Source organism: Cryptosporangium aurantiacum (genome assembly GCF_900143005.1).
Taxonomy (GTDB): domain Bacteria; phylum Actinomycetota; class Actinomycetes; order Mycobacteriales; family Cryptosporangiaceae; genus Cryptosporangium; species Cryptosporangium aurantiacum.
In genome coordinates this window covers 329,057-354,737 of record NZ_FRCS01000003.1, presented here as the reverse complement: position 1 = coordinate 354,737, position 25,681 = coordinate 329,057, and the positions used below count along the sequence as shown (strand labels likewise).

21 protein-coding genes and 1 pseudogene are annotated in these 25,681 nt (G+C 71.2%); 11 read left to right on the top strand and 11 right to left on the bottom strand.

Features of this window, described 5'->3' with window-relative positions; genetic code table 11:
• Positions 1-22: 22 nt before the first annotated feature.
• Genes BUB75_RS12510 through BUB75_RS12480 form a run of 7 tightly spaced genes read right to left on the bottom strand, consistent with a single transcriptional unit; the run spans position 23 to position 9,085 of the window.
• Positions 23-2,278 carry an acyl-CoA dehydrogenase family protein gene (locus tag BUB75_RS12510; RefSeq protein ID WP_073256131.1) on the bottom strand — a complete coding sequence of 752 codons (2,256 nt, stop codon included), beginning with the start codon at positions 2,276-2,278 and terminating at the stop codon, positions 23-25.
• Positions 2,275-3,780 (bottom strand): class I adenylate-forming enzyme family protein, encoded by a 1,506-nt coding sequence (locus tag BUB75_RS12505; RefSeq protein WP_073256128.1) that lies wholly within the window; start codon positions 3,778-3,780, stop codon positions 2,275-2,277. The genes BUB75_RS12510 and BUB75_RS12505 overlap by 4 nt, the downstream gene beginning before the upstream one ends.
• A complete protein-coding gene (locus BUB75_RS12500; RefSeq protein WP_073256125.1) occupies positions 3,777-4,880 on the bottom strand; it encodes an acyl-CoA dehydrogenase family protein in 1,104 nt (367 codons plus the stop codon). Before BUB75_RS12500 ends, BUB75_RS12505 begins: the two co-directional genes overlap by 4 nt.
• Positions 4,877-6,145 (bottom strand): acyl-CoA dehydrogenase family protein, encoded by a 1,269-nt coding sequence (locus tag BUB75_RS12495; protein WP_073256122.1) that lies wholly within the window; start codon positions 6,143-6,145, stop codon positions 4,877-4,879. The genes BUB75_RS12500 and BUB75_RS12495 overlap by 4 nt, the downstream gene beginning before the upstream one ends.
• Complete coding sequence (locus tag BUB75_RS12490) at positions 6,142-7,125, bottom strand: acyl-CoA dehydrogenase family protein (protein ID WP_073256118.1); 984 nt, start codon at positions 7,123-7,125, stop codon at positions 6,142-6,144. The genes BUB75_RS12495 and BUB75_RS12490 overlap by 4 nt, the downstream gene beginning before the upstream one ends.
• Complete coding sequence (locus BUB75_RS12485; RefSeq protein WP_073256115.1) at positions 7,122-8,288, bottom strand: acyl-CoA dehydrogenase family protein; 1,167 nt, start codon at positions 8,286-8,288, stop codon at positions 7,122-7,124. The genes BUB75_RS12490 and BUB75_RS12485 overlap by 4 nt, the downstream gene beginning before the upstream one ends.
• Complete coding sequence (locus BUB75_RS12480; RefSeq protein WP_073256112.1) at positions 8,285-9,085, bottom strand: enoyl-CoA hydratase/isomerase family protein; 801 nt, start codon at positions 9,083-9,085, stop codon at positions 8,285-8,287. Before BUB75_RS12480 ends, BUB75_RS12485 begins: the two co-directional genes overlap by 4 nt.
• 210 nt (positions 9,086-9,295) lie before the next feature.
• On the opposite strand from BUB75_RS12480, the gene BUB75_RS12475 reads away from it, so the two are divergent.
• From BUB75_RS12475 to BUB75_RS12460, 4 genes are read left to right on the top strand one after another with little or no spacing between them, the layout of a single operon-like run.
• On the top strand, positions 9,296-10,210 hold the full coding sequence (locus BUB75_RS12475; RefSeq protein WP_073256109.1) for an SDR family NAD(P)-dependent oxidoreductase: 915 nt from the start codon (positions 9,296-9,298) through the stop codon (positions 10,208-10,210).
• Between the two features lie 28 nt (positions 10,211-10,238).
• Positions 10,239-11,420, top strand: coding sequence for a Zn-ribbon domain-containing OB-fold protein (locus BUB75_RS12470; protein WP_073256107.1), 1,182 nt, complete (start codon positions 10,239-10,241; stop codon positions 11,418-11,420).
• Positions 11,417-12,577, top strand: a complete 1,161-nt coding sequence (locus BUB75_RS12465; protein WP_073256105.1) for a thiolase C-terminal domain-containing protein — start codon at positions 11,417-11,419, stop codon at positions 12,575-12,577. The genes BUB75_RS12470 and BUB75_RS12465 overlap by 4 nt, the downstream gene beginning before the upstream one ends.
• Before the next feature lie 7 nt (positions 12,578-12,584).
• Positions 12,585-13,607 carry a Rieske 2Fe-2S domain-containing protein gene (locus BUB75_RS12460; protein ID WP_073256103.1) on the top strand — a complete coding sequence of 341 codons (1,023 nt, stop codon included), beginning with the start codon at positions 12,585-12,587 and terminating at the stop codon, positions 13,605-13,607.
• Positions 13,608-13,657: 50 nt separating this feature from the next.
• Here BUB75_RS12460 and BUB75_RS12455 read toward each other — a convergent pair.
• Both BUB75_RS12455 and BUB75_RS12450 read right to left on the bottom strand, forming a co-directional pair.
• A pseudogene (locus BUB75_RS12455) lies at positions 13,658-15,141 on the bottom strand (class I adenylate-forming enzyme family protein).
• Positions 15,142-15,146: 5 nt separating this feature from the next.
• Positions 15,147-15,461, bottom strand: coding sequence for a hypothetical protein (locus tag BUB75_RS12450; protein WP_073256102.1), 315 nt, complete (start codon positions 15,459-15,461; stop codon positions 15,147-15,149).
• A 165-nt stretch (positions 15,462-15,626) separates the two neighbouring features.
• On the opposite strand from BUB75_RS12450, the gene BUB75_RS12445 reads away from it, so the two are divergent.
• The 4 genes from BUB75_RS12445 (at position 15,627) to BUB75_RS12430 (ending at position 20,194) form a co-directional block, all read left to right on the top strand.
• Positions 15,627-16,838 (top strand): amidohydrolase family protein, encoded by a 1,212-nt coding sequence (locus tag BUB75_RS12445; RefSeq protein ID WP_073256100.1) that lies wholly within the window; start codon positions 15,627-15,629, stop codon positions 16,836-16,838.
• Between the two features lie 76 nt (positions 16,839-16,914).
• Positions 16,915-17,358 (top strand): Zn-ribbon domain-containing OB-fold protein, encoded by a 444-nt coding sequence (locus BUB75_RS12440; protein ID WP_073256098.1) that lies wholly within the window; start codon positions 16,915-16,917, stop codon positions 17,356-17,358.
• Positions 17,355-18,542 carry a thiolase family protein gene (locus tag BUB75_RS12435; protein WP_073256096.1) on the top strand — a complete coding sequence of 396 codons (1,188 nt, stop codon included), beginning with the start codon at positions 17,355-17,357 and terminating at the stop codon, positions 18,540-18,542. The genes BUB75_RS12440 and BUB75_RS12435 overlap by 4 nt, the downstream gene beginning before the upstream one ends.
• Before the next feature lie 26 nt (positions 18,543-18,568).
• Complete coding sequence (locus BUB75_RS12430) at positions 18,569-20,194, top strand: class I adenylate-forming enzyme family protein (protein WP_084740954.1); 1,626 nt, start codon at positions 18,569-18,571, stop codon at positions 20,192-20,194.
• Between the two features lie 31 nt (positions 20,195-20,225).
• Here BUB75_RS12430 and BUB75_RS12425 read toward each other — a convergent pair whose 3' ends face one another.
• The gene (locus BUB75_RS12425; RefSeq protein WP_218617461.1) at positions 20,226-20,909 is read right to left on the bottom strand and encodes a TetR/AcrR family transcriptional regulator; all 684 of its coding nucleotides are present in this window, start codon (positions 20,907-20,909) and stop codon (positions 20,226-20,228) included.
• Positions 20,910-20,988: 79 nt separating this feature from the next.
• Entirely contained in the window at positions 20,989-22,203 is a 1,215-nt protein-coding gene (locus BUB75_RS12420) for a CaiB/BaiF CoA transferase family protein (protein ID WP_073256093.1), read from the bottom strand.
• A gap of 190 nt (positions 22,204-22,393) precedes the next feature.
• On the opposite strand from BUB75_RS12420, the gene BUB75_RS12415 reads away from it, so the two are divergent.
• Genes BUB75_RS12415 through BUB75_RS12405 form a run of 3 tightly spaced genes read left to right on the top strand, consistent with a single transcriptional unit; the run spans position 22,394 to position 25,672 of the window.
• The gene (locus tag BUB75_RS12415; RefSeq protein ID WP_073257169.1) at positions 22,394-23,524 is read left to right on the top strand and encodes an acyl-CoA dehydrogenase family protein; all 1,131 of its coding nucleotides are present in this window, start codon (positions 22,394-22,396) and stop codon (positions 23,522-23,524) included.
• Positions 23,521-24,585 carry an acyl-CoA dehydrogenase family protein gene (locus BUB75_RS12410; RefSeq protein WP_073256090.1) on the top strand — a complete coding sequence of 355 codons (1,065 nt, stop codon included), beginning with the start codon at positions 23,521-23,523 and terminating at the stop codon, positions 24,583-24,585. The genes BUB75_RS12415 and BUB75_RS12410 overlap by 4 nt, the downstream gene beginning before the upstream one ends.
• Positions 24,586-24,589: 4 nt before the next feature.
• Positions 24,590-25,672, top strand: a complete 1,083-nt coding sequence (locus BUB75_RS12405) for a Gfo/Idh/MocA family protein (RefSeq protein ID WP_073256087.1) — start codon at positions 24,590-24,592, stop codon at positions 25,670-25,672.
• Positions 25,673-25,681 lie beyond the last annotated feature (9 nt).

The following is a 25,681-nucleotide window of genomic DNA, read 5'->3' as shown; positions in this document are numbered from 1 at the left end:
CGCGGACCGGCGCGGCCGGAGCTCACCGCGGCATACCCAGGACGCGGTCGGCCAGGATGTTCAGCATGATCTCGGTCGTGCCGCCGGCGATCGTGGCCGAGCGGGACATGAAGTAGTCACGCTGGGCCCGCTGCCCGCTCGAGTTCAGGATCCCGTCGATTCCGAGAGCGGCGAGCTGCACCTCGGCCTGGTGCTGCATGGCCCGCGCCCACAGCAGCTTGATGACCGAGTGGGCGGCACCGGGTGCGCCGCCCTCGGCGATCAGGCCGAGTGCGCGCTTGCCGAGCAGCCCGACCAACCTGGCCTCCAGGAGACACTCGGTCAGGGCCGACCGCGTGTCCGCGTCCAGATCGCGCCCGGCGAGCGCGGTCACGACGTCCTCGACGGACTGTTCCAGGCCGGCGGCCAGCTCGATGACCCCGGCGCGCTCGAACCCGAGCGTGGTCATCGTGACCGTCCATCCCGCGTGCAAGGGTCCGAGCAACGCCGACCGGGGGACCCGCACGTCGTCGTAGAAGACCTCGGCGAAGCCGCTCTCCCCGGTGATCATCGTGATGGGCCGCCGGGTGATGCCGGGGGAGTCCAGCGGTACCAGCAGCGCCGAGATGCCCTTGTGCGGCGGCGCGTCGGGGTCCGTGCGCGCCAGCAGCAGGCAGTGGGTCGCTTCCATGCCCTCGGACGTCCAGATCTTCTGCCCGTTGATCACGAACGCGTCGCCGTCGAGCACCGCGCGGGTGCGCAGAGAAGCGAGGTCGCTGCCCGAACCGGGCTCGGAGAAGCCCTGGCACCACACCTCGATACCGGCCTGGATCGCCGCCAGGTGCTGCTTCTGCTCCGGCGTGCCGTACCGCATCAGGGTAGGGGCGACGTTGTTCAGCCCGAGGACGCCGCCCATCGGCGACGGCGCCCGGTGGGTCGCCAGCACCCGGTCGCAGGCCACCCGGTCGACGATGTCGAGCCCCTGGCCGCCGTACTCGGCCGGCCACTGCGGGGCGACCCAGCCGACCGTGTGCAGCAGCTTCTGCCAGGCCATCCGGGCGGCGAACGACGGGTCATCCCCCCACTGCGCACGATGGATCGGCAACAGCCGGGCGACGTGACCGGCCAGCTCGGCGGCAGGACCGGAGGTCGGCGGCGCGAACGTCGGCCGCCGCTCGTCGGTCCGGTGGGCGGGGTCCAGCTGGCGACGCCGCGCCGCCGCGCCGCCGAACAGCGGCGTCATCACCGCTGCGCGCCGCAGGTAGAGGTGGACCTCGTGCTCCCAAGTGAACCCGATGCCGCCGAGGATCTGCAGGTACGTGTTCGAGTTCCGGTCGGCAGCGCGGGTGGCCGCCAGCAGAGCCATGGCGACGGCGTCCGCGAGCTCCGCGGAATCGTCCCCGGCGTCGAGACGGTTCGCGAGTTCGCGAGTGGCGGCGCGGGCCTGTTCGACCAGGGCGAGCATCTCCGCGCAGCGGTGCTTGATCGCCTGGAAGGACCCGATGACCTGCCCGAACTGCTGACGGTCGGCGGCATAGATCACCGCGCCGGCGAGGCAATGGCCGGCAATTCCGGTCAGTTCGGCGGCGGCCGCGGCCGCCGCCGCAGCCCGTCCCCTCCGGGCGGCCCGCAGCGCGTCCTCGCCGGAGGCGAGCACGGTACCTTCCGCGTCCCGGAGCGTCAGAGCGCCGAGCGGGCGGGTGGGGTCGACCGCCGGAAGCCGGTCGACGGAGAGCCCGGCGGTGTCCGTGCGCACGAGAACCAAGGCCGGCCGGGACGGTCCATCGGCCAGCAGCAGGACGTGCGAAGCCTCGGGCGAGAGCAGGGTCGCCACCTCGCCGGTGAGGGAGACCGCCGCACCGAGCTCGCCGTCCATCGATGCCGACACGCCGCTCGTCCGGGCAGCGCTGCCCGCGATCCAGCCGACCGTCACCACCGTGCTCCCGGCGATCAGCCGGGTGAGCGCGTCCGGGGCGTCGCCGGGAAGGCCGGCCAGCGCCGCGAGCGCCCCGGCGACCCCGACGGTCGGTGCCGGTGCCAGCGCGGCCCCCACCGCCTCCAGCGCGACGACCAGGTCGGCCCAGCGCCCGCCGCCCCCACCGAGATCCTCGGGCACCGGTAGACCGGCCAGCCCGATCTCGTCGAGCGCGGTCCAGAGTGGCAGCTCGGACACCTGCGCGGGGTCGCTGATCTGCTTGTGTCGCTGTTCGGCCGGCCAATGCCGGGCCAGCAGACCCGTTACCGCCTCGGCCAGGGCATTGTGCTCCGCCGTGTCGGCGATGGCGACGTGATCGGTCACTCGGTACCCCTCGGATGACTCAGCTGCGGCGGTCCCCAGGGCGTACTGGCACGCAGCGTTGCCTTGTCGACCTTGCCGCCGGGATTGCGGGGCAGCGCGTCGCCGCGGATCGCGACGTACTGCGGAACCTTGAAATCGGCGAGCACGCCCCGCGCGTACGCGACCAGCCCGGCCGGATCGATCGTGCTGCCCGGCCGGGGTACGACGACCGCACCGACCTTGTGCCCCATCATGGCGTCGGGGACGCCGACCACGGCGACCTCGGCGACGCCCGGGAACGCCGCGAGCGCGTTCTCCACCTCGACGCTGTAGACGTTCTCGCCGCCGCGGTTGATCAGATCGGTGCGGCGGTCGAGGATGTGGACGCGGCCCGCGTCGTCGAGGCGGACCAGGTCTCCGGTGTGCAGCCAGCCGTTCTCGTCGAGCGCCGCGGCCGTCGCCTCCGGCTGCCGCCAGTAACCGCTCATCACCTGGGGGCCGCGCACCAGCAGCTGTCCGACCCCCGCGTCTGCGTCCGGCCCGGACAGCGCCAGCTCGGTGGCCGCGACGGCGGTGCCGACCGAGTCCGCGTGGGTGAGTACGTCGTCGTGGTCGAGGCCGGTGACGCAGGCCGCCTCGGTCAGCCCGTACCCGGGCCCGAGCCGCGCGGCCGGGAACGCGTCGAGGATCGCGGCGACCTGGGAGGGCGGCGTGGGCGCCGCGCCGTAGCTGACCCGGCGGACGCCCGAGGTGTCGAGCCGGGCGAAATCCGGGTGGTGGAGTGCCTGCCAGTACATCGCCGGCACGCCGTTGAGGACGTCGATCCGCTCGTCCCGGATCGCACCCAGCCAGGCTCCGACCTCGAAGGCCGGCAGGATCACCGCGGCGCCGCCCGCAGCCAGCGCCGGGATCCACTGCATGCCGCAGGCCAGGATGTGGAACAGCGGTGCTGCCACCAGGTTGCGGGTCGGCTCGTCCGGCTCCAGTCGCAGCGCCAGCCGGCATTGCTCAGCGGCCGACAGCAGGGCCCGGTGGGAGAGCATCGCGCCCTTCGGGCGACCCGTGGTGCCGCTGGTGTAGAACAGCGCGCCGAGCGCTTCGGCGTCCGAACCGGATCGATCGATCGGACGCCCCTGCGGCACCGCGTCGTCGATCACCGCGAACGCCCCGGAGTCGGCCACGATGTAGGCGACCTCGGGCGGTGCCAGCCGGGTGTTGACCGGAACCGGGACCGCGCCGGCGAGCGTGGCACCGAGGAACGCGAGGCACCAGTCGGCGCCGTTGGGGAGGCGGATCGCGACCCGGTCGCCGGGCGCGACGCCCGCCTCGGCCAACCCCCCGGCCACCCGCGCCGCGGCCTGCCAGAGCTGCGTGTAGGTCAGCCGCCGGCCCGTGCGCAGATCGGCGATCGCCTCGGCGTGGGGCACCCGGTCGACAGTGGCTCCCAGCAGGATGCCGAGACTCGGTGCCAGGTGGGTGAATCGTGCGCCCCGATGACCGGGGACGACCAGCTCGGTGCTCATACGCCCACCGCCCGAAGCAGCCGCTCGTGGTAGACCGCCGGGCCGCCGAACAGCAGCTGGGAGGCCTTGGCCCGCCGGTAGTAGAGGTGCGCCGGGTGTTCCCAGGTGAAGCCGATGCCGCCGTGCACCTGGATGTTCTCCGCGGCGACGAACACGTACGCCTCGGAACAGACGAGGTGCGCAGTCGCGGCGGCCGCCGGCAGGCGAGCCCCCTCGTCGGCGGCTTCGGCGGCGTCGATCGCGGCGGCGTCGGCGAGCCGGACCCGGGTGAACATGTCCGCGCACTTGTGCTTGACCGCTTGGAACGATCCGATCGCCCGGCCGAACTGCACCCGCTCCCGGGCGTAATCCGCGCTGGCGTCCAGGCAGGCTTGCGCGCCTCCGACCTGTTCGGCCGCGAGAGCCGCGGTGCCCAGATCCAGCACCCGTGCCAGCACCGGCTCCGCGCCCCCGGCCGTGCCCACCAGCCGCGCGGGCGTGTCGTCGAACCGCACCCTGGCCAACGGCCGGGTGCCGTCCAGCGTCCGCAACGGGATCCTGGTGAGGCCGGGGGCGTCGCCGGGGACCGCGAACAGCGAGGGCCCGTCCGGCGTCGTCGCCACCACGAGCAACAGGTCGGCCGTGGCCCCGTCGAGTACCAGGCCGACCTCCCCGGAGAGAGCCTCGCGGTCACCGGTCACGGTAGGGAGGTCCCAGTTCTCGCTGACCGCGAACGTCGCGGTGCGGGTGCCGGCGGCGATGCCCGGCAGGTACGTCTCGCAGGCGTCCGCGTCACCGGCGGCCACCAGCGCGGACGCCGCGAGCACGACGGTCGCGAAGAACGGGCTGGGAGTCAGTGCCCGTCCGAGTTCGGAGAGGACGACATGGAGCTCGGCGAATCCGTAGCCGTCTCCGCCGTAGGCGGCGGGCAGCGCCAGCGAGACCAGACCCAAGTCGGCGGAGAGCCCGGCCCAGACCCCCGGGTCGTAGGCGCGCGCGTCGATCACCCGCCGTACGGCCTGCTCGTCACTGCGCTCCGCGAGGAACTGGCGCAGCGTGGCGCGCAGATCGTCGCGTTCGGCCGCGGTGGTGGTGACCCGGTCCGCCGAGAGCGCGGTCACTGGGCACCGCCCGAACGGCGCAGCTCACGGAACGGCGAGGTCGAGTCGATGCCCGGTTCCTTGGGAAGCCCGAGCACCCGCTCCGCCAGGATGTTCTTCATGATCTCCTCGGTGCCGCCCAGAATCCGGAGCGCCGGGGTGGAGAGCAGCAGCTCGGTCCAGGAGTAGGCGCCCCAGGCTCCGGTATCGGCGATCAGCTTCGGTCCGAGCACCTCGGCGGCGAAGTGCGCGCCGCGGGTCAGGTTCTGCGCGTACATCAGCTTCGAGACCGAGGCTTCCGGGCCGGGCTGTTCGCCGGACCGCACCTTCCGGATCGCCTGCCGGTTGAGTGCGTCGGTGGCGGCCTGGTCGGCGTAGAGCCGCGCCAGCTCCCGCCGGGTCGCCGGGTCGTTCCGGCGGCCGTTCTGATCCAGCAACCCGGTCAGGAACGGCAGCGACACCGCGCGGCCCGCCGGGCCGACGCCCTCACCGCCGACGGTGGCGCGCTCGTTCATCAGCGTGGTCAGCGCCGTCCGCCAGCCCGCGTCCACCGGGCCGAGCCGGTGGTCGTCGGGCACCCGGACGTCGGTGAGGAACACCTCGTTGAAGTCGGCGCCACCGGTCATCTGGCGGAGCGGGCGTACCTCGACGCCGGGCGCGGCCATGTCGACCAGAAACGCCGTGATGCCCCGGTGTTTCGGCGCGTCCGGGTTGGTGCGGCAGAGTGCCATCCCGATCTGGGCGTGCTGGGCGATCGACGTCCAGACCTTCTGCCCGGTCAGCACCCACTCGTCGCCGTCACGCACCGCGCGGGTGGTGAGGCTGGCCAGGTCGGATCCGGCGCCCGGCTCGCTGAACAACTGGCAGGCGATGACGTCGCCGGAGTACATCGCCGGCAGGTAGCGGGCCTTGATGTGCGGCTCCGCGTGCGCGAGGATCGTCGGCCCGATCATGCCCAGGCCGATCACCGCCAGCACACCGGTGTCGGGCACGTCGTACTCGGCCTCGATTCCGTCGTAGACCAGGTCGTGCAGCGTCGAGAGGCCGCGGCCGCCGTACTCGACCGGCCCGCTGATCCAGCCGAAGCCGGCGTCGTAGCGCCGGCGCTGCCAAGCCCGGGCGGCGGTGACTTTGGCCTTGTCGACGTCCGGCGGGTCGGTGCTGAAGTACGCGATCCGGTCCTCGCCCGCGCCCCATTCGATCGTGTTGGTCGCCGGCCGGCGCGCGGCGGCGGCGTCGAGGAACGCCCGTACTTCGGTGCTGAACGCGTCCAGGTCGTCGGTCATTCGTCGGCCTCCACTGCCACCACGGGGTCGAGGTCGGCACCGCCGAGCAGTGCGGTCCCGAGCTCCTCGGTCAACGACTGGTGTCCGCCGAGCAGCGCGTCGAGCGCGGCTCCCCGGGTGACGTAGCGGTGCACAGGTCCTTCGGCGGTCAGCCCCATGGCCCCGAAGACCTGCACCACGGCGCGCAGCGTGACGGCCTGCGCCTGGCCGGCGGCCCGTTTCGCGAGGGCCGCGGACCAGCTCGCGCCGTCGGATTCCGCGGCGCCGAGCGTGGATCGGGCGGCCTCGATCGCGACGTAGGACTCGGCGAGCCGGTGGCGGACGGCCTGGAACGACCCGATCGGTCGTCCGTACTGTTCGCGGCCGGTGGTGTGGGCCACGGCCAGAGCCAGCGCCGCGTCGCTGATCCCGATCAGCTCGGCGGCCAGCGCGCGCCGTCCGGCCGCGACGGCGTCCGCCCACGCGGTGTCCGGCCCGGCGGTACTCGCGCCGGGAGGCACGGGCAGGTTCCGCACGAGGAGCCATCGGGAGCCGCGGTCGAACCCGGTGACCGGTACGGCGGCTCGCGCCACCTCGTCCGCGGCGACGACCAGCGGGGTGAATCCGCTGCCGGTCGTCACCGGCAGGACCACCTCGTCGATCCCCTGCAGGGGTGCTAGCAGAATCCCGACCCGCTGGAGGGAGGACCCGTCGTCCGGATGCGGGTAGAGCACGGCGAGTTTGCCCGGCGCCGGCGGGAGAACCGAGGCGAGCTCAGCGAGCACGACGTCGTCGAGCAGGCGGGACCGGGCCAGCACCCGGCCGTGCTCGGTGAAGAGCAGTCTCGTCGCGGTGACGGGGTCGGCGGCACTCACTTCGGCCCAGCCGAGTTCGGCCAGGGCGGATTCCGGCTCGTCCGGCGCGGCCGTAAAGACGGCGTGCAGCGACGCGGTGAGCTGGTCGGCGGTGTCCCGGTCGAGTCGTTCGGTGACGCTGCTCATGCGCCACGCTCCCGCGGCAGCCCCAGGACGTGATCGGCGAGGATAGTTCGCTGCACCTCGGCGGAGCCGCCCATGATCGTGGCCGCGCGGCTGTACCACCAGTCCGCCCGCCAGCCGTCGGCGGCCGGGTCGTGCTCGAGGAGGAACCCGGTTCCAGGCAGGTCCCGGGCCAGGTCGTGCAGCCCGGTCTCGACCTGGGCCAGGAGGACCTTGTCCACGCTGGCCTCCGGGCCGACCGGCTCGCCGGCGGCGAGGCGTCGCACGGTGGCGGCGCTGCGGGCCCGGAGCGCCACCAAGTCGGCGTAGCAGGCACCGAACCGGCTGGCCGCCCCATCGGGCAACCGGCCGGTGAGCTGTCCGCGCAGCTCGCGGAGCCGGCGGAGCGCGGTCGCCGTGGACAACCATGCGAACATCGCCCGCTCGAACTGCAGGAGGTACATCGCCACGGCCCAGCCCTGGCCCTCGGCACCGACCAGCCGATCGGTCGGCACCACGACGTCGTCGAAGAAGACCTCCGCCAGTTCGTTCCGGTCGCTGGCCAGCGCGATCGGCCGGACGGACACACCGGGGGAGTCGGCGTCGATCATCAGTATGGTCAGCCCCCGGTGCCGCTCGGCGGCGGTGCCGGTACGCACCAGGCACACCAGCCGGGTGGCGGTCGCTCCGTGCGAGGTCCAGATCTTCTGCCCGTTGACGCGGTAGACGTCGCCGTCGCGAGTGGCCCGGGTACGGAGGCTCGCCAGGTCGCTCCCGGCCTCGGGCTCGGAGAAGCCCTGCCCCCACCACTCCTCACCGCGCAGGTACGCCGGGAGGTAGGCCGCCGCCAGGTCCGGGGCGAACCGCAGCAGGGGCGGTCCGAGCGTCTCCAGCAGTAAATAGGGCTCGGGGACCGGTAGGTCGGCCGCGGACAACGCGTCGTAGAACACGGCGCGGTGCAGCTCGTCGCCGCCCAGGCCACCGGCCTCGACCGGCCAGCCGTACCGGCTCCACCCCGCTCGGGAGAGCTCGCCGATCAGTTCGGCATGGTCGGCGATCTGCTCCTCGGTCGTGTGGTACTCCGCACCGCGCCAGCGGCCGAGGACCGACGACGTGCCGAGGTAGGCCCGTAGGCCGTCGCGGTAGTTCGCGAGATCGAGCGTCGCCTCGCTGGCGGGTGCGGTCATGCCCCCGCGCCTGTCGCCCGTGCCCGCGACTTCTCCAGGAACGTCGTCACGATCGCCCGGTGTTCCGGTGTGTCGAAGGACTGGTACTCCTCGGACAGCGCGTACTCGATGACGCCGGCGACGGCCCGCTTGAGGTGCATGTTCAATGCGCGCTTGGTGCTCTGGACGGCCTGCGGGGGGAGCTTCGCGAGCTTCGTCGCCACCGCGAGGGCGGCCTCGACCGATTCCCCGTCCGGCACGACGCGGTTGGCCAGCCCGAGCGCGACGGCCTGGTCGGCCGGGATGCGCTCGCCGGTGAGCAGGTACTCCTTGGCCCGGAGCATGCCCATCAGCAGCGGCCAGGCCGGCGCGCCACCGTCGGCGGCGGTGAGGCCAACCCCCACGTGCGGGTCGGCGATGTAGGCGCTCTCGGCGATCAGCACGATGTCGCTGCAGCAGGCGAGGCTGCAGCCCAGACCCACCGCAGGGCCGTTGATCGCGGCGACGATCGGTAACGGGAAGTCGAGCATCTCGGCGACCAGCCGGCCGGCGCCGTCGATCTCCTCCCGGCGCGCGGACCTGTCGTCCCAGAGGTCGACGAAGTGCTGCAGGTCGCCGCCGGCGCTGAAGGCCCGGCCGGCGCCGGTGAGAACCACCGCACGCGCGTCCCGGTCGGCCGCGATGTGGCGCCATACCCCGATGAGTGCTGAGTGGAGTGCCTCGTTGGTCGCGTTCAGCGCTTCCGGCCGGTTGAGCGTGACGATCCGGACGGGGCCTCGCGACTCGACCAGCAGCTCCGGTCCAAACGGATCGCTCATGAACGTCTCCTTGTCATGGTCGGACGCGCAGGTTCTCTCGATGAAAGCGTCACGAGAGTGACGCCGATTGCGCTGCCACGCGCTGGTTCCGCACTTCATCGCCATCCCACAAGTCTTTGACGAAACTGTCAAGTTCTTCTAGGGTCGGTCCGATGCCGGGTGGTCGTCCCGGTCGCCGACGGTCGGATACCCGGGTTATGGAGGCGAACGATGCGTGACGAGCGGTTGCTCGACGGTCGGGTCGTGATCGTGACCGGCGGTGGCCGGGGAATCGGGCGGGCGCACTGCCTCGAGCTGGCGGCACACGGTGCGATCGTGATGGTCAACGACCTCGGAGTCGGAGTCCGCGGCGAGGCCGGTGCGGACTCCCCGGCCGACGAGGTGGTCGCCGAGATCGTCGAGAAAGGCGGAACGGCGATCGCCGACGGATCTTCGGTCACCGACTGGAACGCCGTGTCCGGGCTGGTGGCCCGCGCCGTCGATCAGTTCGGCCGGCTGGACGGCGTGGTGAACAACGCCGGCATCCTGCGCGACGCGACGATCACCTCGCTCACCGAAGCCGACTGGGACGCGGTGATCGACGTCCACCTGAAAGGGACGTTCGCACTGACCAAGCACGCCTGTGACTACTGGCGGTCGGAGTCGAAGGCCGGTCGGCCGGTTGCCGGTCGGATCGTGAACACCACCTCCGGCACCGGGCTGGCCGGCAACGTCGGCCAGGCCGCGTACGGGGCCGCCAAGGCTGCGATCGCGAACCTGACGTTGACGACCGCGATGGAGGGAACCCGCTACGGGGTCACCGCGAATGCGATCTCGCCGGTGGCGTCGACCCGGATGACGGCAGGCACCGGCCTGGCCGCCGCGGCCGACGGCGGGTTCGACCCGTTTGACCCGGGCAACTCGTCGCCGGTCGTCGCCTGGCTGCTTTCGGCGGCGTCCGGCTGGTTGACCGGCCGCATCCTCCGAGTGGACGGCAACTCGGTGCTGCCCGTCGAGCCGTGGAGCGTCCGGCCCGGTCACGCGGGTCGGCCGGGACAGCGGGTGGACGCCGCCGAACTGGATGCCGCGATGCGCGTCGTGCTGGGCACCGCGCCCGCGGGTCTCGCCGGTCTGCGGCTCCGATGAGGGTCCGTCTCGTACACAGGGAGCGCCGATGAGGCAGTTGAATGCGGTGGGAACCTACCTTCCGCCCTGGGGGACCGAGCGGGCCCGGTCGGCCGGCCGGGACGAGGACGTGGTGACGATGGGCGTTGCCGCAGGGCGCGCCGCTCTCGGCGGACAAGGCGTCCCGGTGCGACGGGTGGTCCTGGTCAGCCGTGATCTGCCGCTGATCGAGGGAGGCAACAGCGCCGCGCTGCTGGCCGGGCTGGGCCTCGGTACGGGCGTATCGGTGGTCGAGCAGATCGGGGGTGCTCCGGCTGCCCTGGACGCGGTGGTCACCGCGGAGCGCGGCACTCTGGTGGTGGCGGTGGACGAGACACCGGCCGGCGCCGCCGCCGTACTCGTCGGCGAGACCGGACCGGCAATCACCGCGGTACGCCAGGTGACGCGCAGCCTGCCGGTGCGTGCCCGCGGCCGGGACGGGCTGGTGCGGGACTACGCCGATCCGCGCTTGGAACGGGAGCGCGGCGCCGGCGTAGCGATCGACCAGCTGGAGCTGCCGGCCAAACCCGTCGCCGTGGCCGGGCTTCCGGCGCGGCAGGCCTCGGCGCTGACCGAGGGGCGTCCACCAGCGCTCCCGACGTCGGGCGCCAGCTCGAGTCTCTTCGCGCTCGCGTCGCTGACCGGACCGGGGTTGGTGCTGGCGGTCGAGCAGGCCACCGCGAGCGCGGCATCGGTCGACGGGGTCGCTCCGACCGTGCGCCGCGACGAGCGGAGTCCGCGAGCCGGGGAAACGCGGACGGTCACGCCCGGACCGGAAATCGGGATCTCGCTGGCGGCCTACGAACGGGCCTTCGAGCCGAAGTTGCGGTGGGAAGCGGCCGCTTGCACCGAGTGCGGCACGCTTGCGTTCCCACCCCGGTACCGCTGCCTGGGATGCGGAGCGGAGGGCCGTTGGACGACGGCGTCGTTGCCGAGGACCGGGGAGGTCTACACCGCCGTGACGGTGCACGTCCCCGTGCCGGGGCTGGCCACGCCCTACTCGCTGGCGATCGTGGAACTCGATCAGGTCGGCGTGCGTGCGCTGGTACCGGTGACCGGGGCGCCCGCCGGTGCCGTCGGGATCGGTGACCGGGGGCGGCTGGTGTTCCGCCGGATGGCGATCCGGACCGGTATCCCCGATTACGGCTACGCGCTGTTGCCGGATGACGAGCGGGCGGAGGGATCTCGATGAGGCGAGTGGCCGTAGTGGGTGCCGGTATGACGGCCTTCGGCGAGCACTTCGGGCTCGGCATCAAGGATCTGCTACCGATGGCGCTGTCGGAGATGGCGGCCACGGTCGACAAGGGTCTGGACCGGGCGGACATCCAGGCGGCCTGGTTCGGTGAGCTGACGACGAGCGACGGGTTCCCGTCCGGGATCCTGGTCGACTCGTGCGGGCTGCTAGACATCCCGGTCACCCGGGTGGAGAACGCGTGCGCGACCGGGAACGACGCGGTTCGGAACGCGACCTACGCGGTCGGCTCGGGCGCGGTGGACGTGGCCCTGGTGATCGGCGCGGACAAGGTCCGGGAGTCGTCCTCGCGCGGCACGTTCTGGGAGTGGGCGGCGCTGACCCGGGACATGGCCTGGGACTACCCGCTGGGCCTGGTCGCACCGGCGAACTTCGCGTTACACGTCGCCCGGTACCTGCACGAGTCGCCGGCCACCAGGGAGCACATGGCGATGGTGGCGGTGAAGAACCACCGGCACGCGGTGAGCAATCCGAAGGCGCAGCTGCGGTTCGAGATCACCGTCGAGCAGGCGATGGCCGCGCCGATGGTGGTCGCGCCGTTCGGTCTCTACGACTGCACACCGCAGAGCGACGGCGCCGCTGCGTTGCTCCTCGTCGCCGAGGACGTCGTCGACCGGTACACCGACCGGCCGGTCTGGGTTCGTGGCGTCGGGCTTGGCCTCGACCGGGTGATGCACCAGCACAAGACCGACATGACGACGTTCCCGCCGACGGTGAAAGCCGCGCGGGCCGCCTACGCGATGGCCGGACTGGGACCCGACGAGATCGACGTGGCCGAGGTGCACGACTGCTTCACCGGCGTCGAACTGATCTCGTACGAGGACCTGGGCTTCGCCGAGCGGCTCGGCGCCTACAAGCTGATCGAGAACGGCGTCACCAGCGTCGGTGGCGCGAAGCCGGTCAACCCCAGCGGTGGTCTGAAGGCGAAGGGTCACCCGCCCGGCGCGACCGGCGTGGCGCAGTGCGTGGAGCTGTTCGAGCAACTCCGGGGTGAGTCGCACAATCAGGTGGACGGCGCGCGGAACGCGCTGGCCCACAACATCGGCGGTCCGACCGCCGTCTCCGCGATCACCGTTCTGTCGTCGGACCGAGGATGAGGCGGATATGCCCAGCAACGCGATAGCCGGTTGGTTCCAGATCGGATGGTCGACGGATCTGCAGGTCGGGGACGTACGGCAACTGCGCTATTTCGGCGAGGACCTGGTTGCGTACCGAGACACCACCGGAACGGTCCGGCTGGCCGAGGCCTACTGCCGGCACCTGGGAGCCAACCTCGCCGTGGGTGGGTGCGTGGTCGACGACGGCATCCAGTGCCCGTTCCACGGATGGGTGTGGCGGCCGGACGGCACCAACGCCTCGATCCCCTACGAGAAGCGCACCAGCCGCGTGCGCCTACGCGTCTGGCCGGTCGTCGAGCTTTTCGGAGTTCTGTTCGCCTGGCACGACCCGGCTGGACGCGCGCCGCTCTTCGACTTGCCCACCGAGTGGGCGGACATCGCGCCGCACCTGGCGGGACGGACGTTCCACGAGACCGGCCCGGCGACGCAGTCCCTGTTCCCCGGCACCACGATTCATCCCGAGATGGTGATCGAGAACGCCGTCGACCCGGCCCACTTCCGGTTCGTGCACCACACTCCGCAGGCGCCGACTGTGCTCCGCCAGGAGAACACCGACCACACCTGGTTCGCCAAAGTGGGGTTCGGACGCCGCTGGGAGGACGGAGTCGACCGCCCCGACGACCAGGTGGGCACGCTGCAGCTGAAGTTCTGGGGAACCGCGGTGGGCTTCAACGCCCAGACCGACCGGGAGCGCGTGATGATCATCCTCATCGCCACGACGCCGATCGACGACACCCGTAGCGACGTCTTCGGTACCTACTGGCCCGAGATGCTCCCGGACGATCAGGCCACCGGCCGGCACCAGTCGTACATCGACGACGCCAAGCTGGCGCTGCCCGACGACATCGCGATCTGGAACCACCAGAAATTCCTCGAGCGGCCCGCTCTGACGACCTCGGAGGCGGGCGGCTTCCGACGGATTCGCGAGTGGACGCAGAAGTACTACCCGGACGCCGGTGCCGAACCGCTCGCCCACCTGCGCGGCCGGAAAGCCACCGTGGCCGGCTAGTGAGGAGTCGTCATCAGGCCGCGCGGTAGACGCGCACCCGTGCGTGAGCCCTACTGCCCGACGGGCTCGCTGTGTTCGGCAACGAGGCGATCGACGGCCCGGCGGCGGACCAGCTTGCCGGTCTCGGTGCGGGGGAGCTCCGACCAGAAGACGATCCGGTCCGGTGTCTTGGAACCTCGCAGGTGCGACCGCACGTAGGCACGGAGTTCGGCGGCCCCCACTTCCGCACCGGGCCGTAGGACGACCGCCGCTTCGATGCGCTGGCCCCACTCGTCGTCCGGGACGCCGACGACGACGGCGTCGTCCACCTGCTCGTGGCGGAGCAGCACCTCCTCGATCTCGGCGGGTGCGATGTTCTCCGCGCCGCGGATGATCGTGTCGTCGGCACGTCCCCCGATGAAGAGGTAGCAGTCGGCGTCGAGGTAGCCCTGGTCGCGGGTGTCGAACCAGCCGTCGGCGTCGAGTACCGGACCGGTGCCGGCGTATTCGCCCGACACCTGGTCACCACGCACCCAAATCCGCCCGGGGACGCCGGCCGGTAGCGGTTGCCCGGCGTCGTCGCGGATCTGCAGTTCGACGGTGGGTACGACCTGTCCGGCCGAGGACAGCCGGGCGCGGATCGACGGGTCGTCGCTGCTGATCGCGGTGCGGTGGTCGTCGGGGCCGAGTACGGCGATCGTGGAGCTGGTCTCGGTGAGCCCATAGGCGTTGACGAACGCGACGTCCGGCCACCGGGTCAGCGCCCGTTCGATCACGGTCACCGGCATGCTGGCGCCTCCGTAGGCCACCGAGCGCAAGGACGGGACGACGAGCTGCTCGTCGGTGGCATCCATGATCCGGGAGAGCATCGTCGGCACGATCATCGCGTGCGTGACGTTCTCCTCGCGGGCTACGTCGAGCCACTCGGCGGGGGCGAACTGCTCGAGCACGATCGTGCGCCGACCGGCGTAGAGGTTGCTGATCGCGTTCGCGACCGCAGCGATGTGGTACGGCGGAACGCTGACCAGGCTGGCTTCGTCCGCCTCGGCCCCGCCGAACTCCACCGTACCGAGGACGTAGGAGACCAGGTTGGCATGGCGCAACACGACACCCTTGGGGGCCGACGTCGTCCCGCTGGTGTAGATCAGCACGGCGGGTGCGCCGGACTCGATCAGCTCGTCCTCGGCCGCCCGGTCAGCCCGCTCACCCGAGGCGGCGATCCACTCGTCGGTGGTCAGCGCAGGGAGGCCGGCACGGCGGAGCAGGTGGACCTCGGCCGGTCCGCCGACACCGAAGGCGTTCGGGTGGTTGGCCAGCAACCCCTGCAACTGCTCGGCCGACGAACGGTAGTTCAGCGGCACCATCGGCACGCCGGCGCCGGGCGGTTGACTCCCAGGTAGACGACCGAGTCTGCGCCGGCCTCCGCCAGTAGCGCGGCTCCGCCTCGGCTCAGTTCCCGGAGCCGCTGCGCGGTGTAACCCGTGGCCGAACGACCCACGAGGATCCGATCACCGAACCCGTCGGCGGGCATGTCCAGGAGCAGCGTGAGGTTCATCGCCGTCAGTCCGAGGCGGGGAGTGGCTTGGCGGACTTGATCGTCAGCGGGGCCCCGTTCACCGCCAGCCTTCCTTGGCCGGGTTTGGTGCAGAGCAGCTCGAGATTGTCGTTCTCGTCGACGTAACGCTTGCCGATCAGCGTGGGCTCGTGCTGGTCGGGAGCGAGCGGTAGGCGATCGGTCGGCCGCACCGTCTTCGGGTCGGCCATCTCGACGCCACCGCAGGTGATCGTCAGGTCCGCGGCGGTAGCTCGCACAACGACCACTGCGGTTCCGTCGACCAGGCTCGCCAGCGACTGTCCAACGCGCGGTTCGCTCAAGGTCGTCCTCCGTGTGTCAGTCGTCGTCGGCGTCCGATGACGATCTTGTCAGAGCCCCAACCAGTGATCAACCTAGGTGAAGCAGCTTCCGCGCGCCCTTATCTGACGGTACTGTCAACTGACAGGTCGTTCCGAACTGATGCTAGGCAGCGGAGGGCAGTACCCGTGACTCAGTTCACTGACGCGCCGATCTTCGACGCGGATCAGCACATGTACGAGACTCCGGAGGCACTGACCCGGTACCTCCCGGAGAAGTACCGGCGGGCGGTGCAATTCGTCCAGGTCGGCGGACGGACCAAGATCGCGATCCTGAGCCGGATCACCGAGTACATCCCGAACCCGACGTTCGAGCGGGTTGCTGCGCCGGGCGCGTACGAGAAGTTCTTCTCCGGCCAGAACACCGAGGGAAAGTCGCTGCGCGAGATGGGCGGCAAGGGTATCGACGCGCTCCCGGCGTTCCGCGGCCCGGAGCCGCGGATCGCGGTGATGGACGAGCAAGGTGTCGACGAGGCCCTGTGTTACCCCACCCTGGCGAACCTCGTCGAGCACTCCGCGGCCGAGGACCCGGAACTGGTCGTCGCGATGATCCACGCGCTCAACCGTTGGATGCTCGAGACATGGGGCTACACGTACGAGAACCGGCTCTACATGACACCGGTCATCACCTGCGCCCTGGTCGACGACGCACGTCGTGAACTGCAGTACGTGTTGGAGAACGGTGCGAAGGCGGTGCTGATCAAGCCGGCGCCGGTGAAGGGCCACAAGGGCTGGCGTTCGCCGGCGCTGCCGGAGTTCGACCCCTTCTGGGCCGACGTCGAGGCGGCCGGTATCCCGGTGGTGCTGCACGCCAGCCAGCCTCCACTGGACGGGTACATCAACCAGTGGGAGCCGCCGGAGACCAACAATTTCACCGAGATGAGCGCGTTCCGCTGGGTGGCTCTCGGTCACCGCGAGATCGCGGACATGCTCACCAGCCTGATCTGCCACGGCACGCTGACGCGGTTCCCCCGGCTCCGGATCGCCAGCGTCGAGAACGGCAGTTCCTGGATCAGGCCGCTCTTCGACGACTTCGAGGCCACCTACGGGAAGATGCCGCAGGCCTTCCTGGAGCACCCGCTCGAAGTGTTCCGCCGCAATATCTGGGTCAGCCCGTTCTGGGAGGGCTCGGTGGAAGACGTCGTGCAGACGGTCGGGTGGGACCGCGTCCTGTTCGGATCGGACTATCCGCACCCGGAGGGCCTCACCGAGCCCCGCGGCTACTACCGCTATGCCGAGGGCATGAGCGAGAAGCGCACCCGTGACTTCATGGGCGACAACGCGCGACGTCTGCTGGGGCTTCCGGTTCGGAACCCGGCCGAGGCGCCGGTTCCCGCCTAGCGTTGACGATTACGTCAACTCGGTTCTAGGGTCGGCTAGCCGGCTGGTTTCACGTCGAGGTGACCACGGAGGTCGCGTGCTTCCCTATGCCCGTCCGGAGCAGCGCCTGCTGCCCGTCCCCACCACGGAATCCCGCGCTTTCTGGACCGGCGGCGAGCAGGGCCACCTGCTGATCTACCGCTGTCGATCCTGTCGACACTGGTTTCATCCACCGGCACCGGCGTGCTTTCGCTGCCGGAGCCTCGACGTAGGCCCCGAGCCGGTATCCGGCCGGGGACGGATCGCCGCGTTCACCGTCAATCGGCAGCCCTGGATTCCGACGTTTCCGCCGCCCTATCTGGTCGCGATGGTCGAGATCGCTGAGGAGCCGGACGTGCGGGTCGTGAGCAACGTGGTCGACCTGCCGCTGGACGACGCGAAGGTCGGGCTGGAGGTCGCGGTGTTCTTCGAGCAATGGGACGATCTCTGGCTCCCGCTCTTCCGCCCGGCCGGAAGCGGCTCAGCGAGGGGAAGCCGATGACCCGCGGCGGCCCGTTTCGGGGACAGGCGGTGCTCACCGGTGCCGGTAAGTCACAGGTCGGGCGCCGGCTCGGGCGCTCCGGTCTGGAGCTGACGATCGAGGCAGCGCTCCGGGCGATCGCGGACGCCGGGCTGACTCCGGACGACATCGACGGGGTGGCCAGCTACCCGGGACCGGGCGTGCCGGACCGAGGCTTCTCCGGCGCCTCGGTGCACGAGCTGCGGGACGCGCTCGGACTTCGTAGCCGCTGGTACCTGAGCAGCATGGAGACCGCTGGGCAGATCGGCCCGGCGATCGAGGCGTGCATGGCGGTGACGCTCGGACTCGCCGACCACGTGCTGGTGTTCCGTTCGGTCTGGGAGTCCACCGCGCAGGCGACGGCCGGCCGTGCCTCGGTGCTGTTCGGGGACGGAGAGCTCCCGCCGCACCTGCAGTGGACCGGCCCGTTCGGCGCGGTGTCGGCGGCGAACTGGCTGGCGATGCCTGCCCAGCGGTACATGCACGACCACGGTCTGACCCGTGAGCAGCTCGGCTGGATCGCGATCAACGCCCGGCGCAACGCAGGCCTGAACCCGGATGCCGTCTACCGCACGCCCCTGGCGATGGACGAGTACCTGAACGCCCGGATGATCTCCGAGCCGCTGTGCCTCTACGACTGCGACGTGCCGTGCGACGGCGCGACCGCGGTCATCGTGTCCCGGCGGGACGCGGCGGCCGGGCTACCGCGCGAGCCGCTCACGGTGGAATCGGTCGGTACCGGCATGTTCGAGCGAGCCACGTGGGACCAGCGGACCGACCTCACCACGATGGCCGCCCACGATGCCGCAGCCACCCTGTGGGAGCGGACGAGCCTGCGTCCGGCCGACGTCGACGTGGCACAGCTCTACGACGGCTTCAGTTTCCTCACGGTGATGTGGCTGGAGGCACTGGGCTTCTGCGACCACGGCAAGGTCGGCCCGTTCGTGGAGGGCGGCGAGCGGATCGCGCTGGACGGCTCGCTTCCGCTGAACACCAGCGGAGGACAGCTCTCCGGTGGGCGCCTGCACGGCATGGGGTTCCTGCACGAGGCGTGCGTGCAGCTCTGGCAGGAGGGCGGGGACCGCCAGGCGGGCCGTCCGCGCGTGGCGGCGGTCGCCGCCGGTGGGGGACCGGTGGCCGGCGCGATGGTGCTCAGCCGCGACTAAGTAGTCAACCCCGGAGGAGGCCAACGATGGCTGCCGAACGCACTCTCGACCCCGCCGCCGACTCGAGACCCACCGACTGGAACTCCTCCGACGCCGCGCGGGCGTGGCCCTGGTTGCTGACCGCTTCCAGGTTCGTCGACCTGGTGGACGCCCGGGCTGCCGCGACCCCGGAAGCGCCCATGCTGTTCGAGGCCGACGGAACCACCGTCACCTGTGCGGAGTTCGCGGAACGGTCGCGGCGCGTCGCGGCAGCCCTGGCTGCCGAGGGCCTCGGGCGGGGCACCCGGGTCGCGTGGCAGCTGCCGACCCGGATCAGCACGCTCCTGGTGATGGCCGCGCTCCGCCGCCTCGGTGCGGTGCAGGCGCCGATCATCCCGCAGTACCGCGAGCGTGAGGTGACGGCGGCGCTGGCCGGTAGCGCGGCAGAGGTGTTTCTCGTTCCGGGCGTCTGGCGCGGTACGGACTTCGTCGCGCTCGCGGCCCAGGTGGCCGCAGCCGGCGGTCCGGCCCCACGGACGCTGGTGATCGGCGCCGAGGCGCCGGAGGCCGATCCGGTCGGTTCACCGGCGGAGGCGGTGGACGACCTGGACGAGGTTGCCTGGATCTACTTCACCTCCGGGTCGACCGGTGCGCCCAAGGGCGCTCAGCACACCGACACGACGCTGCTCTCGACCGGACTCGGCTTCGCGGGCAACGGGGAACTCGGCCGGACGGCGGGTGAGGTAGCGGCGATCGGCTTCCCGGTCGCGCACGTGGGCGGCGTCGAATACCTGATCGCGATGTTGGCCGGCGGGTACCCCGCGCTGGTCCTGGAGGCTTTCGTCCCGGCCGAGGCGGTGCAGCTGTTCCGCCGGTACGGCGTGACGACCACCGGCGGCGCACCACCGTTCTACAGTGCCCTGGTCGCGATGGGCCGCGCGCAGCCGGGAGAGCCGGTGCTGCCGGGCCTGCGAACGTTGAAGGGCGGTGGCGCTCCCTGCCCTCCCGCGCTGTTCGACGAGGTCCGGGACGTGCTGGACGCTGTGCTCGCACACGACTACGGGATGACCGAAGTGCCGATGATCGCGGTGGGCCGGCCGAGCGATCCGGCGGACGTGCTGGCCGCGACCGACGGGACGGTGCTGCCCAGCAACCGAGTCCGGCTGGTCGACGCGGACGGGGTGCCGGTACCGGCGGGCGAGATCGGCGAGGTACAGGTCACGGGCGCGGGTGTCTGCCACGGCTACACCGACCCGGCCGAGACCGCCGCCGCGTTCACCGCGGACGGGTGGTTCCGGACCGGCGACCTCGGACGGTTCCACCCGGCCGGCCCGATCGAGGTCGTGGGCCGGGTCAAGGATCTGATCATCCGGAACGCCGAGAACATCGCCCCGCAGGAGATCGAACAGGTGCTCGCCGGCCACCCCGCCGTGGCCGAGGTCGCGGTGATCGGCTTACCCGATCCGGTCTGCGGCGAGCGCGTCTGCGCGGTCGTCGCACCGGTCGCCGGTCACCCGGCCCCGGATCTTCCCACGCTCAACGCGTGGCTGCTCGACGCGGGGCTGATGAAGCAGAAACTGCCCGAACAGCTCGAGACGGTCGACGCGCTGCCGCGCACGGGCCTGGCCAAGGTCGCCAAGGCTGAGCTGCGGCGCCGGTTCACCATGGCCTGAGCGGCAGTGAACCGGTCAGCTCCGGAGCCGGTCAGGCTTCGGAGCTGACCAGCGTGCCGAGGATCGTGGTCGCCAGCGTCCGGACCATGTCGTTTTCGTCCACCGGCAGCTGCTGCCCCCGCACGAAGTACCAGGCGCGGTCGAGCATCGCGTTGATCGTCAGCCCGAGCGCCTCCGGGGCGTCCGTGGGCACCCGCTGCCTGCCCCGCAGGCTCATGCCGATCATCCACGCCACCCGCATCTGCAGGCGAGCCGTACTGGTGCGGAACTCCTCGTCCTCGGGCGCCGACTGCGCCGAGGAGAGGACGAACGCGCCGTGCACGTCCATGTAGTCGAAGTACTGCCGGACCCAGCCGGCGACGTCGTCGACACCGCAGGGCTGGGGGAGCTTCTCCAGCTCGCCGACCACCTGCAGGATGTCGCGGAACGTCTGCTCGCCGAGGACGGTGAACACCTCCCGCTTGTCGCGGAAGTAGGTGTAGAAGCCGGCCCGGGAGATGCCGCACGCGTCGGTGATGTTGTTGATCCGGGTTCCGCCGTAGCCCTTTTCCAGGAACAGCTTGCGGGTCGCCTCGAGGATCGCGGTGCGGGTGCGGGCCGCGCGCTCGCCGAGCGCGGTCTCCTCGGCGGTGAGGACCCCGCCGACGGGGCCGCGTGCCCCGTCGGCGGTTCCCGGGATGTCGTCGGACAGTGGCGCGTCGATGGTGCCCTCCACAGCGGATCACTCTCACCGCCGGTCGGGCGGAAATGCCTCTATTTCACGCCCTGTTGACAACTAGGTCAAGTCGGGATGGTCAGGTAGTGGCGTTGGTGGACTTCAGCGCGGCGATCTGCTCCCAGTCGTAGCCCAGCTCCAGCAGGATCTCCTCGGTGTGCTGGCCGTGCTCCGGCGCGGGGGTCAGAGTGGGCGCTTGCTCGTCGAACTGCACCGGGTTCGCGGCCAGCGCGAACGTCGCACCGTTGTCGTTCGTCAGCTGCGGGAGGTAGCCGTTTGCCACGACCTGCGGGTCCTCATGGAGTTCCGGCGCCGTGCGGAACACGTCCCAGACACCGTCGAAATCGGCCAATGCCTTCTCCCAATGGCCGAGCGGCTGCGCGCCGAACGTCGCACGCAACTCCGCGACGCAGGCCGCGCGGTTCGCGAACCGGACCCGGACGTCGGCGAAACGCTCATCGTCGATGAGGTCGGCGCGGCCGAGCCGCTGGCACAGGTCGGCCCAGAACCGGTCGGCCTGCAGTACCACCAGCGCGAGGTACCGGTCGTCGCTCGTTCGGTAGAGGCTGGCCAGCGGGTTGGGCATTTCGGCCAGGTCGTACTTCGGGATCGGCGCACCGGTGATACCGGCCCCGACGACGTCGGGAGCGAGCTGCCAGACCGCCGCCCCGAGCAGGGAAACGTCCACGGTCGAGGTCTCGCCGGTTCGCTGCCGTCGGAAGAGCGCTGCCGCGATCCCGCCGGCGATCGCGAAGCCGGCGTAGACGTCGCCGAACGCAGGCCGCTGGATCGGCGGATAACCACCCTCGCGCGCGCTCAGCGAATCACCGATGCCCCCGCGCGCCCAGTATGCGGCCAGGTCGAACCCACCGCGATCGGCCTGCGGGCCGCGGGTGCCGTATCCGTGTCCCCGGGCGTAGATGACGTCCGGGTTGTGAGCCCGAATGTCGTCGAGATCCACGCCGGATCGCTGGCGCGAGCCCGGTAAGAGGTTGGTCACGAAGACGTCGGCCTGTGCGACGAGTTTGTAGAGCACCTCGCGCCCCGCCTCGGTACCGATGTCGAGTCCGAGGCTCCGCTTACCCCGGTTGGGCTGCTCGATGAAGTGGTTGACCCCGTCGGTGCCGGTGACGACTCCGGAACTGATCAGACCGCGCTGGGGGTCGCCCGTCACCGGGTGCTCGATCTTGATCACGTCGGCGCCCCAGTCGGCGAGCACCGCGCCTGCGGAAGGAACGAATGTCCAGGCGGCGAGCTCGACTACCCGTACGCCCTCCAGGATCGTCTGCTTCATGCCGTCTCCGCCTCTCTGCGACCGGTCGATTGGCAGTTCAGCCTAGGGAGATCCCCCATACTTGACAATAGTGTCGACACAAGTTGCTCGTGTACGTTGACTCGGTCGCAGCGCTCTGGCTACCGTACTGACAGTTTCGTCAAATTATCGGAGAGGTATGCGCACCGTGGTGTCTCCTCCGTCCGATCACATGCGATCGGACGTCCGCGACGACGATCTGGCGGCCCTGCGCAGAGACGTACGCGCGTTCTTGAGCTCCGCCGTATTCACCCCGCGCTGCGACAGCTGGATGCGTGGCCTGGATCGGACCTTCACGGCATCGGTGGCGGCCCAGGGCTGGATCGGGATGACCTGGCCGCGGCAGTACGGCGGCGGCGGACGGTCGAATCTGGCCCGCCTCGCGGTCACCGAGGAACTGCTGCGCGCCGGTGCGCCGGTCGCTGCGCACTGGACGGCGGATCGCCAGATCGGCCCGGTGATCCTCCGCCACGGCACCGAGCGCTTACGGCAGGAGTTCCTTCCGGCGATCTGCCGCGGCGAGGTCGTCGTCTGTCTCGGGCTCAGTGAAACAGAGGCCGGGTCCGACCTCGCGGCCGTCCGCACCCGAGCGGTGCCCGTGCCGGGCGGCTGGTCGATCACCGGCGCCAAGATCTGGACCACCACCGCCCACCTCGCCACCCACGCCTACGTCTTGGCACGCACCGGACCGGCCGACGCGCGGCACGAAGGGCTGACCGAGTTCCTGGTCGACATCGACACCCCCGGCATCACGATTCGGCCGATCCTCGACCTCGTCGGCGAGCACCACTTCAATGAGGTGTTCCTCGCCGACGTGTTCGTGCCTGAGGGGCGGGTGCTGGGAACCGTCGGCGAGGGCTGGAAGCAGGTCACCGAACAGCTCGCGTTCGAGCGCGGCGGTCCGGAGCGCTACCTGAGCACGTACCCGCTGCTCGCCGCGTTGGTCGGAGCCGTCCGCCGGCGGCCGGACCGGGCCGCGACCGAGCAACTCGGCGCTCTGACCGGGCGGCTCGCCGGGCTGCGTGCGCTCTCGACCACGCTGGCCGCGGCGATCGACGCCGGCCGCGCCCCGACGCGGGAAGCCGCGGCGCTCAAGGTCCTCGGCACGCAGTTCGAGAAGGACGTCGTCGAGGTGGGCCGGTACGTGCTCGACGTGACCGGGGCACTCGAGGATCCGGCGATCGCCGCGCTGCTGTCCGACGCCGTCACCGCTGTTCCGGCCGGCTCTATCCGCGGCGGAGCCACCGACGTGCTCCGCACCGTCCTCGGCCGCGCCGAACGTACCGGAGGTACCCGACGATGACGCCTTACCGTCCTGAGTTGCGGCAGGTGGTGGACGACGTCCTCGCACCACACTTCGGGACGAGCGCGCCGCCGGACACCTTGTGGGCGACCGTCAGCGAGCTCGGCTGGCCTCTCGTCGGGGTTCCGGAGTCCGCCGGTGGCTCCGGGGGCGAACTGGCCGATGCTGCGGAGATCGCCGCAGGAATCGGACGCCACGCCTGTGCGCTGCCGCTGATCAGTACGGGCGTCGCGGGCTGGACACTCGCTCATCTCGGCCGTCCGGCCGCCGTTGTCCAGGACGGCGCAGCGGTGGTAGTGGCCGCTCCCGATCGGCTCAATGTCCGCGCGGCCGGGCAGGGGTGGGAGCTCACCGGCTCGGTGCCCGCGGTCTCCTGGGTTCCGGGGTCTCCACTGCTGCTGCTCGCGATCGTCGAGGTGGACACCGCCCAGTGGACCGCGGTGACGGTGTTGGACGCCGACCTCGTGCGAACCTCGGTCACCGACGGACAGGATCTGACCGGGGCGCCGTCCGGCCGCCTCCTCCTCGATCGGGTGCCGATCGTCGATTTGGTACTCGGTCCCGCCTCGCTGGCTCGTGAGGTGGCCGACCGCGCCGCAGTCCTCCGGGCCGCGGCGCTCGGTGGCGCGCTCGAGCGGGCATGCGCGCTGCTCGTCGAGCACGTGACCGTCAGGCAGCAATTCGGCCGGCCGCTGCGCGCTTTCCAGTCCGTGGCCCACCGGGCCGCCGACGCCTCTCTGGAATGTGACTTGGCGCTGGCCACAATTGCTGCGGCGATCACCACTGCGGACGGTCCGAGCGTCGCGGCCCGTTCGGCGACCGCCGCTGCCGCGCGCGCCGTGACGGCCCGGGCCGCGGGTGTCGTCGCGGAGATCGCCCATCAGCTGCACGGCGCGATCGGCATCACCCAGGAACACCCGCTCCACCTGGTCACTCGCCGGTTGTGGGCGTGGCGGGACGAGGCCGGAAGCCAGCGTCACTGGGAGCGTCGCGTCGGGAGCGCCACCTTGCCCGGCGAGGACGATGTCGCGCTCTGGGCCCTGACCACAGTGGGCGCGTGAACCGATGATCCGGGTCGGGATCGTCGGCATCGGCTGGGGCGCTCGCGTGCAGGCACCGGCGTTCCAAGCCGTGCCGGGTTACCAGCTGGTGGGGCTCTGCGCGCGGAGGCCCGAGCGGCTGGCGAAGACAGCAAGAAAGCTCGGCGTGGACGATGTCTCGACCGACTGGCGGTCGTTCGTCGAGCGCGACGACCTGGACCTGATCTCGGTCGCGACGCCGACCGGATCGCATCGGGCGATCACGCTCGCCGCGCTGGCCGCAGGCAAGGCCGTGTTGTGCGAGAAGCCGCTCGCGCTCGACGTGGCCGGCGCGGATGAGCTCGTCCTGGCCGCCGCCGCGAGCGGCCGGCCCGCCGCGTGCTGCTTCGAGAGCCGCTGGCTGCCGGACCGGCTGGCCGTGTGGGACGCCGTCCGCAGCGGTTACCTCGGCACGCCGTACTACGCCCAGGTCAACCGGAGCGCTTCGTACTGGCACCCGAGTCACCCGGCCCAAGCGGCCTGGATGTACGACCGGGATCAGGGCGGCGGTTACCTGGCCGGGATGCTCGTCCACGATCTCGATCTGATCTGCACGCTGCTGGGGGAGCCGGTCGCTGTCTGCGCCGACGTCCGGACCACGCTGCCGCACCGCAAGCTCCCGGACGGCGAGACGCTCGCGGTGACCGCCGACGACACCGCGGCGCTGCTGCTGAGGCTGGCCTCGGGAGCGCTCGCCGCCCTGAGCATCTCGGTGATGGGTGCGCATGCCGACCACGTCGGGCTGGAGCTGTTCGGCAGCGACGGGACGATCGTCGGCTCTGGCACGATCCGTGGCGCGGATCTGCGGGCCGCCCGCACCGACGATCCGGGGCTCGCGCCGCTGGCGCTGTCCGATCGGGTTCCGCCCGGTGATGCGGAGCTACCGAGCGGCCTGGCCGGGTCGGCGATCCGGGCGACAGCGCTGATGATCGCCGACTGGCTGCCGGCGTTCGACGGTCGGCCGACCGACGTCCCGACGTTCGCTGACGGGGCACGGGCGATCGCGGTCGTCGAGGCCGCGCGGCACTCCGCCGAGGGCGCCGGCTGGGTTCCACTCCCGCGTCGATGACCCGCCGGC